This window comes from Phenylobacterium immobile (ATCC 35973), assembly GCF_001375595.1.
In the GTDB taxonomy this organism is placed as follows: domain Bacteria; phylum Pseudomonadota; class Alphaproteobacteria; order Caulobacterales; family Caulobacteraceae; genus Phenylobacterium; species Phenylobacterium immobile.
Genome location: NZ_CVJQ01000001.1, coordinates 761,878 through 778,760, shown reverse-complemented (window position 1 = coordinate 778,760; position 16,883 = coordinate 761,878). Strand labels below are relative to the sequence as shown.

Here is a 16,883-nt window from a genome sequence, read left to right as displayed (position 1 = left end):
CTTTCCCGACGGGGGAAGACACCGCGCTAGACCTTTTTCAAACCCAGCGTCGTCGGTTTGCGCACGACGTGGCCGGTGGTGGTCCTCTGGCTGTGGCGCCAAATGACCTTGTCTCCAGATTTCAGGTCTTGCTCACGGGCGGCCAACCGCCGCCCAGGGCGCGAGGCTCCCTACTCCGCAGGCGTCGTCTCGGTGCGGCGGGCCATCATGCGGTCGAATTCCGACCAGACCCCGGCGTCGCCCGTCCATTGGCCCTTGGTGGCCGCCTTGGAGTACTCGGTGGCGCGCGCCTCGAAGAAGTTGGCGTGCTCGACGCCCGACAACATCGACTGCAGCCAGGGCAACGGGTTTTCCTTGATCCCGTAGACTTCGGGCAGCTTGAGCTGGCGCAGGCGCCAGTCGGCGATGAAGCGGATGTAGGCCTTGATGTCGTCCGGGGTCATGCCCTGGACTTCGCCGGCCTCGAAGGCGAGGTCGATAAATTTGTCCTCAAGGCCGATGACGGTCTTGCAGCAGTCGACGATGTCGTCGGCCACGCTCTTGGTGACGCAGCCGGTCTCGGCGTTGAACGCATGGTAGAGCTTGATGATGCCTTCGCAGTGCAAGCTCTCGTCGCGCACCGACCAGGAGACGATCTGGCCCATGCCCTTCATCTTGTTGTGACGCGGGAAGTTCATCAGCATCGCGAAGCTGGCGAAGAGCTGCAGGCCCTCGGTGAAACCGCCGAACATGGCGAGCGTCCGGGCGATGTCGGCGTGGGTCTCAACGCCGAAGGTCTGCATGTAGTCGTGCTTGTCGCGCATGGCCTGGTAATCGAGGAAGGCCGTAAACTCCGAGTCGGGCATGCCGATCGTCTCGAGGAGAAGCGCGTAGGCCGCGATATGGATCGTCTCCATATTGGCGAACGAGCCCAGCATCATCTTGATCTCGGTGGGTTTGAAGACCCTCCCGTAGCGTTCCATGTAGTTGTCGTTCACCTCGACGTCAGACTGGGTGAAAAAGCGGAAAATCTGCGTCAGCAGGTTGCGCTCGCGATCATTCAGCTTCGAGGCCCAGTCCTTGAGGTCCTCGCCGAGCGGCACTTCTTCCGGCATCCAGTGGACTTGCTGCTGCTTCTTCCAGAAGTCGTGCGCCCAGGGGTAGCGGAACGGCTTGTACGCCGCCGACGGCGTCAGGAGGCCGGGAAGCTTGCTGGTGGCTAACGTCGACATGGTTCGGGCCCTGGTGCAGGCCGGACCGCTGACCGGCCCGCTGACCTAGATGTTGCGGCCGAAGCGTTGATTTTGTCTATAGGTAGTGTCCCCGAAAGCTGGGGAAAACACGATCCTCAGCCACCTGGCCGGAATTTCAGCGTCATGCCCAGCATCGCGTCCTTGCGGGCGCGTCCGCTGTCTGAAAGCCGCGGCGCGCCCTGCACCTGGCGAACCTGGTAACCGAAGGAGGTCTCCAGGCCCTCGCGACGCCAGCCGACGCCAAGCTTGGTGTTCACCAGCTGGCTGGCTTGCGCCGGATCGTTCTGCGGGCTCCAGCGTGGATCGGCGTGGAATCGCGGTTCGGCCCCGCTCGCGCCGGCGTACAGGAAAACCTCGCGGCCACGGCGGCGCACCACCGGCTGCTCGACTGTGCGTTCGACAGCGGTCCGGCGCTTGGCGAAGGGCGCGGCGTTCAGATCAGACGATGCTGAAAAAGGTTCGGCCGACGCCTGCCCCGCGAGGCATACGCCACATGCAGCAACCATCAAGGTCAGCCGCCCCATGAACCCACTCCCAGTCCCTGCCAGCGCACGCCCGCGCCAGCCCCTCAGTAAGCAAAGCCACTGAGAGGCCTGAGGTTCCGCCCCCCGCGGAGGCGCCGCAAATCACAAGACCGGGATGGGACGTGGACCCGCCTTCGCCGCCCTATTGGCAGGCCAGGCACTCTTCGTAGTCGGTGCGCTCAGGCGCGTCGAAGGCCGACTGTTCGACCACTTCCTGTCCGGCGTGCGCCGCCCGCTGCACCGACTTGGAGCGCAGATAATAGAGCGACTTGCAGCCCCGTTCCCACGCCTGCCAGTGCAGCATGTGCAGGTCCCACTTGTCGACATCACCGGGCAGGAAGAGGTTGACCGACTGCGACTGGCAGATGTCCGGTGCGCGGTCGGCCGCCTGCTCGACGACCCAGCGCTGGTCGATCTCGAAGGCGGTCTTGTAGACGTCCTTCTCATCCTGAGTGAGGAAGTCGAGTTGCTGGACCGAGCCTTCGTAGGTCAGGATCGATTCCCAGGTCGCCAGCGTGTTCTGGCCCTTCTGCTCGAGCAGAGCCTCCAGGTAGGGGTTCTTGACCGCAAAGGTGCCCGACAGCGTCTTGTGGCTGTAGATGTTGGCCGGGATCGGCTCGATGCCGGCGCTGGTGCCGCCGCAGATGATCGAGATCGAGGCGGTCGGCGCGATCGCGAGCTTGTGGCTGAAGCGCTCCATCACATTGCGGTCGGCCGCGTCCGGGCACGCCCCCCGCTCAGCGGCCAGCTTGCGCGAGGCCGCGTCGCACTCGCGGCGCAGCGTCTTGAACAGGCGCATGTTCCACGACTTGGCCAGCGCGCTCTCAAAGGGCACGTTCTGCTGCTGCAGGAAGGAGTGGAAGCCCATGAGGCCCAGGCCCACCGAACGCTCGCGCTTGGCGGCGTAGACAGCGTTCGCCATTTCCGGCGGCGCGTTATCGATGAAGTCCTGCAGGACGTTGTCGAGGAAGCGCATGACATCCTCGATGAAGTCGGGGTCGTCTCGCCACTCCAGGAACTTCTCGGCGTTGACCGACGACAGGCAGCAGACCGCAGTGCGCTCCTTGCCCAGGTGATCCTTACCGGTGTGCAGCATGATCTCCGAGCAGAGGTTCGACTGGCGCACCGACAGGCCTAGCTCGCGTTGGTGCTGCGGCATCGAGCGGTTCACGGTGTCGGAGAAGATCAGATAGGGCTCGCCGGTCTGCATCCGGATATCGAGAATCTTCTGCCACAGGCTGCGGGCGTCAACCTCGCGGAGGACCTCCTGGTCCTTGGGCGAACGCAGGCCGAACATGGCGCCGTCACGGACCGCTTCCATGAACTCGTCAGTGACGTTGATGCCGTGATGCAGGTTCAGCGACTTGCGGTTGAAATCGCCTGAGGGTTTGCGGATCTCGAGGAACTCTTCGATTTCCGGATGGTGGATGTCGAGGTAGACCGCGGCCGAACCGCGGCGCAGCGACCCCTGGCTGATCGCGAGCGTCAGGCTGTCCATCACGCGGATGAAAGGGATGATGCCGCTGGTCTGGCCCGCGCCCTTCACGCGCTCGCCGATGGAGCGGACGCCGCCCCAGTAGGTGCCGATGCCGCCGCCGTTGGAGGCCAGCGCCACGTTCTCGTTCCAGACGCTCTGGATCCCTTCCAGACTGTCGGGCACGGCGTTCAGGAAGCAGGAGATCGGCAGGCCGCGCGCCGCGCCGCCGTTGGAAAGCACCGGGGTCGCCGGCATGAACCACAGTTTGGACATGTAGTCGTAGATGCGTTGGGCATGGTCGGCGTCGTCGGCGTAAGCCGTCGCGACACGGGCGAACATGTCCTGATAGGACTCGCCGGCCAGGAGGTAGCGGTCTTCCAACGTGGTCTTGCCGAAGTCCGTCAACAGCGCATCACGGGTGCGATCGATCTCGACCTTGCGGACCAGACGCAGGACGGGCCGCGCCTCGGCCTTCACATCATTCGTCTTCAGGTCGCCGCCGACCTCAACCTGTGCAGCTTCGCTCATGATCCCTGACCCGTTCCCCGTCGACCGTCACCGTTCAGTGACTGGTCGCATCGCCTAGATGTTGTGGGCACTGCGCCTGAACAACCCACATATGGGGCCATGCGTCCTAACGACTCGTCAATGAGGAGGCCGGTTTCGCCCCCGTAATTATTTTTCGGGACGAGCGAAGGTGGGCCAGCAGGATCAACAGGTTGCATGGCGACGCGTTGGCGGATCACGCGACTGTGATCAGCAGCGACGGCGGCGCCAAACGCAAAGAGCCCGGCCTTTCGGCCGGGCTCCCGCGTTCGTCCGGCGAACCGCCGGCGATCGAAATCAGAAGTTGATGTCGATCGTCGAGCGACGGTTCAGGGGTTCCTTCACGCCGTCGCCAGTGGCGACCGCAGGCATGCTCTCACCCTTCCAGTCGACCGCCAGGGCCGACTGACCGACGCCGAGGCCGACCAGGGCGTCAGCGACGGCCTTGGCGCGACGCTCGCCGAGACGGGCGTTGTAGGCCGTCGAGCCGGAGGTGTCGGTGTGACCCACGACGACGACGCGGGTCGCGTTGCCGGCGGTGGCGTAGTTGGCGGCTTCCTGAACCACCGCCTGAGCTTCCGGCGTCAGGACGTACTGATCGAACGGGAAGTAGACGATGAATTGCTTCGCCTCATAGGCCGGCGCAGGCGGCGGCGGGGGCGCGAAGGAATAGCGCAGACCGACGGTGACCGACGTGTCCTTATACTTGCCCGAGAAGACGCCCGGTTGCAGGGCGGCCGAGCCGACCGAGTTCAGGTCGAGATCCGAACCCGAGAGGTAACGGCCCGTCAGGTCCACGCTCAGGCGGTCCGTCGCAGCCCATTCGATGCCGGCGATGCCTTGGTAGGCGAAGGCCGTGTCCGAGTCGTCGATCCGCAGGTTCTGGATCGACGGGTTGGCCGCCGTCAGAGCGCCCGTGACCGTCGAGAACTGACCGAGGACTTCAGCCTTGGTGTAGTTCACGCCGACGCCAACGCCCACGAAGGGGTTGATGACCGAGTTCGGAGCGAGGTCGAACAGCACGTTCGCCATCAAGGTGTAGGTCTTCAGGTCGCCGTCCGGGCTGCCGCAGTTCGGCGCAGCCGTGGTGCGGGTCACGTTCGGCGTGCAGAGGCCGACGATGGACTGGGTCGACGGCAGGCCGTGAACCGAGGCGATGTCGCCGGTGCGGTAGCCCCCTTCGAGTTCAACGCGCCAGTGATCGGTCAGCTGGTAGCCGAGACGGGCGAAGCCGGCCCAGTCTTCATCCTGGCTGAATTCCCAGACGTACGGATTGCCGTTGGCGGCCAGACCGGCCGACGTGGCTTCGATGCCGTCCGGCCAGTGGTAGCCGAGGTCGACGGCGCCATACCAGCCGACTTGGGCAGACGCTGCGCCCGCGGCGCAGATCGCGGCCGCAGCCGCCCCTGCCAGGAGTTTCAATCTCATTCTCAAAGCCCTCTTCGTTGCCCGCAGAGTGCGGCCTATTGACCCAATTTTACTTATAGCAAGGTCGGCGATCTTGCGTAGTGCGCCGAAGCCACACCAGCGTCGCAATCGCTCGCCAAATTCACTTTCCAGATAGTAAATGGCAAGGACAGCCGGACTGCGGGTCACCCTGGACAAAGGCCTCGGCGTTCACCGAAACTCCAGTCCTTGAGCGGGCCTCACGCCCGTTAGCCATTCCCCGACCTTCAGCCTCCCTATGACTTACCGCGTCCCGCGGATGCTGGCGGCGAGCGCCTGCAACAACTTAGCGATTCAGGAGCTTTGCAAGGCATTCACCGAGTTAACCTTTACATCTGTCGGATATCCGGCAGTAACTCGGAAATGCCCCCGCGCCCCTGTCACGACGCCCAGATCGGGGTCATGCGCGGTTTCAACGTGCCATGGCGGCGCTTAGTTCCCACAGTTCCGACGCAAGGCGACTTTTTTTTGGACGCGCTTTCGGCGCCGTTTGGCCGCAGTGCCTGGGAATCTCAGGATACGGTGTTCATACGTCGGCGCCACCCGCCTAGCGATTCCGGCCGGTTCAGATCCTTGCGATATTCATCGCGGCGCTCGTGGATCGAGGCGATGACCAACCCCATGGGCACGCCGATATCGACTAATGCAGCTTCCGACAACTGCAGACTGGCCTCAATGGTCTCGGGAACCACATCCGTCGCGCCTAGGTCATAGAGCCGTTGGGCGTGAAGCGCGTCGCGGGCGCGGGCTACGATGATCAAGTCGGGGCGTAGTTGCCGCGCCGTCGCCACGATGGCCTCGGCGCCTTCCGGACTGTCCATGGTGACGATGAGCGCCGGCGCTTCGGCCAGGCCGCAACTCAGCAGGAACTCTGGCCGCGACGCTTCACCGTAGTAGATGGCGTGGCCGGCGCGACGACCGGCCTCCACCAGGCGCGCGTCCTGGTCGGCCGCCACCCACGGCAGGTCATGGCGGCTCAGCATCTCTCCCACCAGCTTGCCGACCCGGCCGTAGCCTGTGATGAGCACGGGCGATTTGGCCTCATCCCCCGGCAAGAGCGGCCCGATCTGCTCGGGAGCGACCGGAGTCTGCGACGGCGTGATCTTGCGGCCGCCCATCTTGGCGCCGGCCAGCGCCAGCAGCGGAATGCAGATCATCGACAGCGTCGCCGAGACCAGGACGGTCTGGCCGACGTCCCGGGCGACCAGATCCTGGTCCATCGCCTGACCCAGGATGACGAAGGCGAACTCGCCCGCCCCAGCGAGCAAAAGGGCGGTCTCGGCGGCGGCGCGCGCCGGCAGCTTGAAGAGCCGGGCAAGGCCGAAGACCACCGCGGCGTTCAGGCACATCATGCCTGCGGTGGTCGCCAGCACGTCGAGCGGCCGGGCCAGAAGAACCGGCACATCCAGGCCGATGCCGACCGACAGAAAGAACAGGCCGAGCAGCAGCCCTTTAAAGGGCTCGATAGTGATCTCGATCTTGTGGCGGAACTCCGACTCCGCCAGCAGCAGGCCGGCGATGAAGGCGCCCAGCGCCATGGACAGGCCTGTGACCGCGCTGATCAGCCCCGCGCCGATCACCACGAGCAGGCAGGCCGCGACGAACAGCTCTTCGCTCTTGGCCCGGGCGACCGACCGCATCATCGGCCGCAGGAGAAAGCGGCCGAACGCCAGCAGCACCGCAATCCCGACAGCGGCCGGCGCGAAGGCCAGGAGCAGGGACTTGCCGACCGAAGCGTCAGGATCGGCTGTGCTGCGGGCGAGAAGAGTCAGCGTGACGAGGATCGGCGCCACTGCGAGGTCCTGGAACAACAGGATGGAGAAGGTGGCGCGGCCCGCCTGCGAATGTTGCCGCTTTTTCTCAGTCAGGATCGGCATGACGATCGCTGTCGATGACAGGGCGAGTGCGGCGCTCACGGCCAGAGCCGCCTCGAAAGGCTGACCCAAGGCATAGACGGCCGTCGCCGTGCCGGTGAGGCAGAGCAAGACCTGCAAGCCCCCCAGGCCGAACACAAGCCGCCGCATCCGGCGCAGCCGCTCCCATGACAGCTCAAGACCGATCATGAACAGCAGAAATACAACGCCGAAGCTGGCCAGCAGGCCGATCTGTTCGGGGTTATCGACGGTGAAGGCGCTGAGCCACTCCACCTCGGCGGAGAAGCGGCCTAGGCCGTGGGGACCGAGCAATATGCCGGCCAACAGGAACCCCAGGATCGGGCTCACCTTCCAGCGACGGAACAGGGGGACGACGACGCCCGCCGTAGCCAGGAACAGGACCACGTCCTTGTACGCGCCAGGCTCGACGTGACCTTCCATTCCCGCTCCCGATTTCAAATCAGCCTGCACTATGAGGCATGAGACGCCGCTTGAGAAACGCGAGGATCGGCGTAGAGACCGGCGCCATGCGGATCGGCCAACATTTCGGCGCTCAGGGCAGGACGGCTATCGCCGCCTGGCTCGCCGTCGTGGCCCTGCTGATTCAGGCGCTGCTGCCTGCTGCGGCCATGGCCGCGCAGATTCGCGGCCAGACCATGGTGATCTGCACCATCGACGGCATGAAGACCGTCGCGTTGGACCCTCAGGGCCAACCTGAGAAAGGCGGCTTCGCTGGTCTGCCCTGCGCCGACTGCCTTGGCGCAACGACGGTCGCCGTTCTTGATCCGGCCATCAGCGTGACGCCGGCGGTCTATGCCGTCCGGGTCGCCGCGCAGCCAGTCGAGCCGCTTAAGACCCGTCCGCGCGCGCGCGCGCCGCCCCGGCCTTTCGGCCAAGGGCCACCCGCACTCTGAACACAGCCGTTTGAGCCCCCGCCGCGATCCCATCGCGCGGGCGATCGTCGTTGTTCAGGAACACCATAATGTCGAACATTTCGCGCGCGCCGCTGCGCGCCGTAGTCGTAGGCCTGGCCGCCTGCGCCGCACCTTCTGTGATCTGGCCGGCCGTCGCCGTGGCCGAAACCTTCCAGCCTGCCTCACTCGATTCTGTGGTTGTCACCGCCCGACGCGACCCTGAGGATCCGCCGGTGGTCGCCGACGCGCGCCATCGGCTGTCCGAGACACCGGGCGCGGTCTCGGTGATCTCCCAGGAATCCTACGCCGGTCGCCAAGCGCTCGCCCTCGACGACATGCTGCGCGACGCGCCCGGCGTCTACGCCCAGCGCAAATGGGGCGGCGACATCCGGATCTCGATCCGCGGGTCCGGCGTCGGCAACGCCAACCACAACCGCGGCCTGCTGATCGCCCAGGACGGCGTGCCGTTGAACGAGGCCGACGGTTATGGCGACAGCCAGATCGCCGATCCGCTGCTGACCCGCTATGTCGAGGTCTACCGTGGCGGCAACGCGCTGCGCTTCGGCGGTGCCCTGCTGGGCGGAGCGGTGAACATGGTGACGCCGACCGGCAGGACGGCGGGATTTGAGAACAAGCTCCGGATCGAGGGCGGATCCTTCGGCCTCCACCGCGAGAACCTGCAGGTGGCCCGCGCCCACGGTGATTGGGACATGTTCATTGCCGGGACCAATCAGCGGGCGCAGGGCTGGCGGCCGCAGAGCCAGCAGAACATCCAGTTCGGCGCCTTGAACATTGGCCGACGTTTCGGTGACGACCGCGAGGTGCGCCTGATCGTCAATGGCTCGAACATCAACCAGGAGATTCCGGGGGCGCTCACCTGGGCGCAGTTCAAGACGAATGACCGCCAGGCCGTTCCAGGCAACTACGCGAACGACCAGGGCCGCAATCAGCGCGGGCTGCGCGCCTCCGTGCGGACCACATGGCGGCTGAGCGACAGCGCCACCTTCGAAGGCGCCGTCTACGCCACCTGGAAAGACCTCGATCACCCGATCTTCCAGGTCATCGACCAGGAGAGCCGGAACTGGGGCGCCTTCGGCCGCCTGCGGTGGGAGGGCGAGATCGCCGGCCTGCGCGCCGACGCCTATACCGGCGCATGGCTACGCTCCGGCGACCTGGATTCGCGCTTCTGGCTGAACGTCAAAGGCGCGCGGGGTGCCTTGCAGTCGCAGACGTTCCAGAACGCCCAGGCCGCGGATGTCTTCGGCGAAGGTCGGCTATTCGTCACCGATCAGCTGGCGCTGATCGCTGGCGCGACCTGGGGCGTCGCCGACCGCGACTATAGAAGCGTCCGCCTGCCGGGGGTCGCCACGACCTTCGACCTCACCGCGTCCAAGCGCTACGACTGGATCGCCCCCCGGTTCGGCCTGCTCTGGGAGAGCGCAGCGGGCGCGCAACTCTTCGCCAACGTCACCAAGTCCGTCGAGCCGCCCAATCTCGGATCGATGAGCCCGATCAACGCGGGCTTCGCGCCGGTCGAGGCGCAGGAGGCCTGGACGGCGGAGATCGGGGCGCGCGGCCACAAGGGTCCCTTCACCTTCGACCTGACGGCCTACCGCGCCCGACTCAGTGGAGAATTGCTGCAGTTCACGCCCAACCTGCCCGGCGCCGGCAGCGTGCCGGCTCAGACCTTCAACGCCGACCGGACAATCCACCAGGGCCTGGAGGCGGCGCTCGACTGGCGGATCACACCGGCGCTACGGCTACGACAAACCTACACCCTCTCCGACTTCCGCTTCGCCGATGACGCTCAGTATGGCGACAACCGCCTGCCGGTCGCGCCCAAGCACTTCTACCGAGCCGAGTTGCGCTACGACTTCGCCTCGGGCGCCTTCATCGCGCCCTCGGTGGAATGGTCGGCCGCCGACATCTGGGTTGATTTCAAGAACACGACCCGCGCGCAGGCCTACGCGGTGTGGAACCTGAACCTCGGCTGGGCGGTCAATGAGCGCATCAGCCTCTACCTCGATGCTCGCAACCTGCTCGACAAAGCCTATGTGTCCAACGTCCAGCCGGTGATCACCGCGGCCGCCACGACCGCAGCCTATTGGCCAGGAGACGGCCGCTCCATCGCAGGAGGCCTGACATGGCGCTTCTGACCTTCATCCCTTCCGGAGATCTCCCCATGCGTCGCATCCTTCTCATCGCCGCCGTCACCGTGGGCGCCTTCGCGAGCGCGATGGCCGCCGCAGCCCAGCACGCGGGGGTAATGGTCACCAAAGCCTGGAGCCGCCCGGCGGTCGCCGGCGGGACTGCGGCGGGCTTCATGACGATGACCAACCACGGCAAGACGGCCGATGCCCTCGTTGCGGTGGAGACCCCCGTGGCGGGCCGTGCCGAACTGCACCGCTCCTCCATGGAGGGCGGGGTGATGCGGATGTCGCCGGTGGAGCGCCTGCCGCTGGCGCCAGGCGCCTCGGTGACCCTGGCGCCGGGAGGCCTTCATGTGATGCTGATCGGGCTGAAGGCCGGGCTCAAGGCGGGCGCTCAGGCGCCGGCCACCCTGGTCTTCGCCAGCGGCGCGCGGGTGCGGATCAGTTTTATCGTCGGCCTGGCGGCGCCTGCGACGGGCGCGGCGGCGATGGACCACAGCGCCATGAAGCACTGACGCCGCTGAAGCTGACAAAATTGTAACATTCTTCCGCTGAGTTACAGGGGCATGGTCTGGGCATGACTGCGAAGGACCTGCCCATGAAGCGCTTTTGGCTTTCGGCCGCCGCATCCGCGGCCCTGCTCACCGCGACACCCGCTTCCGCCAGCTCGCCGCCTGCGCCGGCCGACGCAGAGCCGGCGTCGGTGAGCCTGGAGACCCCTCGCCTCGGGGTCTGGGGCTTCGACATGGCGGGCCGCGACCTTTCGACCTCGCCGGGCAAGAGTTTCTATGGCTACGCCAACGGGACCTATGTGAAGGCCCTGACCATCCCGGCCGACCGATCGCGTTACGGGGCCTTCGACGCGATCGCCGAGCTGTCGCGCAATCGCCTGCGCGCGGTGATCGAGAAGACCGCGGCCGACCCTCAGACCGGCGGCGACCTGGCCCGCGTGGCCGGCCTCTATCGCAGCTTCATGGATGAGGCCGGCGTCGAGGCTCTGGGCTCCAGGCCCCTGGCCGCGGACCTGACGCAGATCCGCGCGGAAAAGACCCGCAGCGACATCGCCCGCGGCATGGGCGCCTCGCTGCGCAAATTCGGCGGCGCGGTGATCGCCGCCAGTGTCGGCGATGACGCCAAGAACCCGAGCGCCTACGTGGTGACCCTGAACCAGGCCGGCCTCGGTCTGCCCGACCGGGACTACTACCTCGAGGCCAGCTTCGAGGCTCAGCGCGCCAAATACGAGGCCTATGTCGCCCGACTGCTGACGCTGGCCGGCTGGCCGCAGCCACTGGCCAACGCCAAGGCGATCGTCGCCTTCGAGACCGAGATCGCCAAAGTGTCTTGGACGGGCGCAGAGCGGCGAGACCGCGACACGACCTACAATCCCCTCGCCGTGAAGGACCTGGCGACCTATGCGCCGGGTTTTGACTGGACCGCCTACTTCGCCGGCGCGCGCCTGTCGGCCGCCGACCGCGTGGTCATGGAGGAAAACACTGCGATCCAGAAGATCGCCGCCGTTTTCGCCGCCACGCCGCTCGACACTCTCAAAGCCTGGCAGGCCTTCACCTTGGTCGACCAGGCCTCGCCCTATCTGTCGAAAGCCTTCGATGCGGCGCACTTCGATTTCCGCGATCGGACCCTGTCGGGACAGCAGGTCCAGCGTGAGCGCTGGAAGCGCGGCGTCGCCGCCGTCGACCAGCTGATCGGCGAGGCCTCCGGCAAGCTCTATGTCGACGCCTACTTCCCGGCCGACAGCAAGGCGAAGATGGCCGATCTCGTCGCGAACCTGCGCGTCGCCATGGCTGGACGGATCGAGAAACTGGAATGGATGGGCCCCGAGACCAAGGCTCGCGCCCTGGAGAAGCTGTCCAAGTTCAATGTGAAGATCGGCTATCCTGATCGCTGGCGCAGCTATGACGGCCTGATGATCCGTGACACCGATCTCTACGGCAACGTGGTGCGGGCGACCGCCTTCGACTGGGATTTCCGCGCAGCCCGACTGAATCAACCGGTGGATCGCGGCGAGTGGGCCATGACCACGCCGACGGTGAACGCCTACTACAGCTCGACCAAGAACGAGATCGTCTTCCCAGCGGCGATTCTGCAGCCTCCCTTCTTTGATCCGCAGGCTGACGACGCCGTGAACTATGGCGGCATTGGCGGGGTGATCGGCCACGAGATCACCCACGGCTTCGACGACCAGGGCCGCAAGGTGGATGGCGATGGTCGGCTATCCGACTGGTGGACGGCTGACGACGCCGCGCGCTTCAAGGTGCAGGCCGCCAAACTCGGCAAACAGTATGACGCCTACGAGGCCCTTCCCGGCGCCTTCGTGAAGGGCGACCTGACCATGGGCGAGAACATCGCTGACCTAGGGGGCCTGCTGATGGCCATGGACGCCTACCACACGTCCCTCAAGGGCAAGCCTGCTCCCTCTATCGAGGGTCTAACCGGCGAACAGCGCCTGTTTCTGGGCTGGGCGCAGGGGTGGCGCACCCGGACACGCGAGGATCTGGTGCGGCGTCTCTTGGTTTCCGACCCGCATTCTCCGCCGGAGGCTCGCGTGGACCTGCCCATGCGCAACATCGACGCCTTCTATGACGCGTTCGGAATTAAGCCGGGCGACCCGATGTACGTCGCGCCGGCGAACCGGGTGCGAATCTGGTGAGCACCGATTTGTGCTTCATCGTCAGTTTTTTCTGAGGATCATAAAGGCCCGCCGCGGGGGATAAGCGCGGCGGGCCCATTGAGCATTCGCTCTTTTTTAGAGGGCGTTTCCTCCCCGAAACGCCGGAGACTGCTGGCTTTTGCGCCGCTTTGTCTCTCGCGGGGTGAAGGAACGGGATTTAGCGGCGCCTGTCAACGGACATATCCGCGTTAGCCACACAGCCGCCGCTATTTTTTCGTGAAGAAGACCAATTCCGCCCGTGTTATTTGACATTTACGTCAGAAATACGGGCCCGAAGCGTCGTCAGGGCGACACAAGCCTTGGCGAAGACAAACTCCGGGTGAGCCACGGTCACCGGGCCAAGGCCGGCTTCTGTCAGGGCGGAGGCCGCCTGCGCCGCCTGCTCAGCCGCCACCAGCAGACCACTGGGCCGAGGCTGCGCGCCGGCCTCGACCAGCCGCGCGACGATGGTCGCCTCGCCGTCAGCATCCGATTCGGCTTGAGGCCAGACCAAGGTGACGCTGCGCCGGGCGGCCGCACGGGCCTCGATGGCGCGCATCAGGCGCTCGGCTGAGGCCAATTGCGCTTCCGACCAGGTCGCACGCAGACTCGCAGCGAGTTGCGCCTGGCTCTTCAGGATGACGCCGTCGTCCAGCACCTTCAGACCGTTGGCCGCCAGCGTCGCGCCTGTGGTGGTGATGTCGACGACGATCTCCGCCGCCCCGGCCGCCGGTGCGCCTTCGGTGGCGCCGTTGGATTCAACGATCCGATAATCAGCGACGCCGTGCCGCGCGAAGAAGGCGCGGGTTTGGGCCAGGTATTTGGTGGCGACGCGCAGGCGCCGGCCAGTGCGGCTCAGGAGGTCGTGTGCGACCTCCTCCAGGTCTTCCATGGCGTCCACGTCGAGCCAGGACTTCGGCGCGGCGACCACGAGGTCGGCGCGGCCAAAGCCCAGCGCCTGGAGCAGCAAGACCCGACCCTCCAGATCGCCCCGCTCACGCAGCAGGTCCTCGCCGGTGACGCCGAAGTGGACCTCACCGCTGTCTAGAGCCTCGGCGATGTCTCCGGCCGACAACAGGCGCACCTGCGCGCCTGGCACGCCCTTCAGCTCAGCCAAGTAGCCACGCGCCCCGCCGCTGACCTTCAGCGGCGTGCCGCAGTCGGCCAGCCAGGCCTCGACCTGTTCCTTCAACCGGCCCTTGGAAGGAATTGCGATGATCAGCGGATCGCTCACGCCTCGCCCTCCGCAAAAGCGCGCCAGGGCCGCACAGTGCAGCCCACGGCCGGAAGCACGACCTCCGCGCCCAAGCGGCGCGCCAGGCCATCGTAACGCCCGCCGACCGCCACGGGCCGGGCGGCGCCCAGGGCCGCGCTGCGGATCTCGAAAGTCGGGCCGTCATAGTAGTCAAAGGCGTGGCCGAGCGCCGGCGCGAAGGTCAGGGGCGCTCCATCCGTCATCAAGGTCAGCGCCGTGACCCGACCCTGCCAGGCCTGCAACGCTGCTTCCAGGGCGTCCGATTGGCCGCCCAGGGCGCGGATCGCGTTGATCGCCGCGGCCGGATCATCACCGATCGCCATGAACGCGCTGAGCGCCTCGGCCTGGCCTACGGTCAGGGCCGGCGCCTCGGCGGAAGCCGCTCGAGTCACCAGCCGACGGGCGATATCAGCCGCTCCGCGTCCCCCGACCGGCTCGACGCCAGCCAGGGTCCAGACTTCCTCCAGCATGGCGGCGGCCTCCGCCGCCTCCAGACCGGAGAGCATGGCGGCCAACTGCCCGCCACGACGCGTGGGCGCGGTTGCGCCGGCGCGCGCAAGTTCAGCGTTCAACAACCGCGGGCGGCCGGCGATGCGGACCAGCTTGGCCGCCAGGGCCGGATGCAGCGACAGTGACTGGACGAAGGCCGCAAGCAGGGCGACGTCGCCGAGCCAGAGACGAAGGTCTTGGCGGCCCCCCGCGCGCGCGGCGCGCCAAGCGAGACTCGCCACCTCAGCGTCGGCGTCGCCGCCGGCGTCTTGGGCGCCGAACAGCTCCAGACCGAGGTTCAGCACCTCTTCCGGTTCTTCGCCGCCGCCGGCCCGGAAGACAGGGCCCTCGTAGAGATAGCGTCCATTCCCCCCGCCGCGCGCGATGTGAGCGCTGGCCAGGGCGACCGTGAAATCTGGACGCAGGCAAGCCTCGGCGCCGCCTTCGGACTGCAGGACGAACAGGCCGGCGCGGACATCTTCGCCAGCCAACTCCAGCACCAGGCTCAGGGGCTGCAGGATCGGCGCGTCAGCGCGCACCGCGCCAATGGCGGCGAGCGGCGCACGGATCGCCTCAAGGACGGCCGCGGGGACCAGCGGTTCCGTCTTCACGGCTGGCCCCGCACGATGGCGGCGACTGCGGCGACCAGCCCGGCGCGCGGCACCGTCTGCTGCCCGGGCCGCTCGGCCCGCCAGGCGGCGTTATCGGTCATGCCGGCGGCTAGGTCGCGGCCGAGATCCAGGTCCTTGATGGTGACCGTGCCCGCGGCGATCTCGTCGCCGCCCATAATGACGGCGGCTGGCGCCAGTCGACGGTCGGCGTACTTCATCTGGGGTCGCATTCCGGAGCCGCCCAGATAGACTTCGGCGGCGATGCCGGCGGCGCGCAGTTCGGCGGCGGCGGCGAAATAGGCGCCCATGTCGTCCTGGCTAAAGGCGATGATCACCACCGGCCCCCGGGAAGCCGACGCCAGGTCGCGACCGGCGGCCCGGAGCGCGCTGGCCAGACGTGAGACTCCGAATGAGAACCCGGTGGCCGGCGCGCGTTCGCCCGTGAAGCGGGCCACCAGGTCGTCGTAGCGGCCGCCGCCGCCGATGGAGCCGAAGCGCATCGGTTGGCCGCGATCGTCGGTGGTCTCCAGCAGGAGTTCGGCCTCAAAGACCGCGCCAGTGTAGTATTCGAGGCCGCGGACAATCGACGGATCGAAGACCGCCCGCTCGGCGCCCACCCCCATGCCGGTGAGCGCGGTGTCGATGGCCGACAGCTCCTTCAGGCCCTCGTCGCCCTCGACCGAGCCGCCGACCACCTCGGCGAGCTTGGCGAGGGTTGCGGCGCGGTCGCCCGCGCCGGCGGCGGTGAAGGCCAGAACCCGCTCGGCGGCGGCGGCGTTCAGGCCCGCGCCCTTGGTGAAATCGCCGGACTCGTCCTTCCGGCCCTCGCCTAGCAGCAGGCGCACCCCGTCCGCGCCGAACCGGTCGAGCTTGTCGACAGCGCGCAGGACGGCGAGCTTCTGGCCTTCGCTGGTCACACCCGCGGCGCTCATCAGGCCGTTCAGCAGCTTCCGATTATTGATTTTCACGATCGCTGAGCCGACGGGCAGGCCGGCGGCCTCCAACCCCTCGGCGGCCATGGCGATGATCTCGGCGTCCGCCTCGGGCCGGGCGGAGCCCACCGTGTCGGCGTCGCACTGCACGAACTCCCGGAAACGCCCGGGGCCAGGCTTTTCGTTGCGCCAGACGGGGCCATAAGCGTAGCGCCGGAAGGGCTTGGGCAGGCTGTCCCAGTGCTGGGCGGCGAAGCGGGCGAGCGGCGCAGTCAGGTCGTAGCGCAGCGCCATCCACTGATCATCGTCGTCCTGCAGGGCGAAGACACCTTCGTTCGGCCGGTCGGCGTCGGGTAGGAACTTGCCCAGAGCGTCGGCGAATTCAAAGGCGCCTGTGTCCAGCCGCTCGAAGCCGAAACGCTCATAGACGGCGGAGACGGCGTCCAGGATCGCGCGCTCGGCCGACAGGTCGCGGGCGCGGCGATCCATGAAGCCCCGCGGGCTCCTAGCCTCGGGACGGATGGGGGCGTCGGTTGGCTCGCTCATAGGCGCGCGCTTACCGGCTTGCGGCGCTCGCGTCGAGGCGGGATTGGCGTCGGAAGGCTCGGGGCGGGTCATCGTCGTCTCCAGGCAGGAATGGGGACGAGGCTGGCGCGCGGGCCCCGTCCGTCAGGCGGCGGGGCGTGGGCTTGGGTCTGCTTAGGTCAAGCGCACCCGAGCCGACCCCGCAAAGGTCGGATGGAGATGGCCGTGATGGTGCAAGGC

The 16,883-nt window shown here is 66.9% G+C and carries 12 protein-coding genes; 4 read left to right on the top strand and 8 right to left on the bottom strand.

Features of this window, described 5'->3' with window-relative positions; translation table 11 throughout:
• Nucleotides 1–170 precede the first annotated feature (170 nt).
• From BN1313_RS03905 to BN1313_RS03885, 5 genes are all read right to left on the bottom strand, one after another.
• Nucleotides 171–1,211 carry a ribonucleotide-diphosphate reductase subunit beta gene (locus BN1313_RS03905; RefSeq protein WP_091736799.1) on the bottom strand — a complete coding sequence of 347 codons (1,041 nt, stop codon included), beginning with the start codon at nt 1,209–1,211 and terminating at the stop codon, nt 171–173.
• Between the two features lie 116 nt (nt 1,212–1,327).
• A complete protein-coding gene (locus BN1313_RS03900; RefSeq protein WP_091736796.1) occupies nt 1,328–1,756 on the bottom strand; it encodes a hypothetical protein in 429 nt (142 codons plus the stop codon).
• Between the two features lie 142 nt (nt 1,757–1,898).
• Entirely contained in the window at nt 1,899–3,761 is a 1,863-nt protein-coding gene (locus tag BN1313_RS03895; protein ID WP_091736793.1) for a ribonucleoside-diphosphate reductase subunit alpha, read from the bottom strand.
• A 315-nt stretch (nt 3,762–4,076) separates the two neighbouring features.
• Entirely contained in the window at nt 4,077–5,207 is a 1,131-nt protein-coding gene (locus tag BN1313_RS03890) for an OmpA family protein (protein ID WP_091736790.1), read from the bottom strand.
• 530 nt (nt 5,208–5,737) lie between these two features.
• On the bottom strand, nt 5,738–7,540 hold the full coding sequence (locus tag BN1313_RS03885; protein ID WP_091736787.1) for a cation:proton antiporter domain-containing protein: 1,803 nt from the start codon (nt 7,538–7,540) through the stop codon (nt 5,738–5,740).
• Between the two features lie 50 nt (nt 7,541–7,590).
• Here BN1313_RS03885 and BN1313_RS03880 point away from each other — a divergent pair, with 50 nt between their 5' ends.
• From BN1313_RS03880 to BN1313_RS03865, 4 genes are all read left to right on the top strand, one after another.
• Entirely contained in the window at nt 7,591–8,013 is a 423-nt protein-coding gene (locus BN1313_RS03880) for a DUF2946 family protein (protein ID WP_245620081.1), read from the top strand.
• 68 nt (nt 8,014–8,081) lie between these two features.
• Complete coding sequence (locus BN1313_RS03875) at nt 8,082–10,169, top strand: TonB-dependent receptor family protein (RefSeq protein WP_091736771.1); 2,088 nt, start codon at nt 8,082–8,084, stop codon at nt 10,167–10,169.
• Complete coding sequence (locus BN1313_RS03870; RefSeq protein WP_091736770.1) at nt 10,157–10,678, top strand: copper chaperone PCu(A)C; 522 nt, start codon at nt 10,157–10,159, stop codon at nt 10,676–10,678. Before BN1313_RS03875 ends, BN1313_RS03870 begins: the two co-directional genes overlap by 13 nt.
• An 83-nt stretch (nt 10,679–10,761) precedes the next feature.
• A complete protein-coding gene (locus BN1313_RS03865; protein WP_091736769.1) occupies nt 10,762–12,831 on the top strand; it encodes a M13 family metallopeptidase in 2,070 nt (689 codons plus the stop codon).
• 262 nt (nt 12,832–13,093) lie between these two features.
• Here BN1313_RS03865 and hisG read toward each other — a convergent pair whose 3' ends face one another.
• The 3 genes from hisG to hisS are packed head-to-tail and all read right to left on the bottom strand — an operon-like array spanning nt 13,094 to nt 16,664.
• Complete coding sequence (hisG, locus tag BN1313_RS03860; RefSeq protein ID WP_091736766.1) at nt 13,094–14,065, bottom strand: ATP phosphoribosyltransferase; 972 nt, start codon at nt 14,063–14,065, stop codon at nt 13,094–13,096.
• Nucleotides 14,062–15,186: an ATP phosphoribosyltransferase regulatory subunit gene (locus tag BN1313_RS03855; protein WP_091736763.1), complete on the bottom strand. Its 1,125-nt coding sequence runs from the start codon at nt 15,184–15,186 to the stop codon at nt 14,062–14,064. Before BN1313_RS03855 ends, hisG begins: the two co-directional genes overlap by 4 nt.
• Nucleotides 15,183–16,664, bottom strand: a complete 1,482-nt coding sequence (hisS, locus tag BN1313_RS03850; RefSeq protein ID WP_091742260.1) for a histidine--tRNA ligase — start codon at nt 16,662–16,664, stop codon at nt 15,183–15,185. The genes BN1313_RS03855 and hisS overlap by 4 nt, the downstream gene beginning before the upstream one ends.
• Nucleotides 16,665–16,883 lie beyond the last annotated feature (219 nt).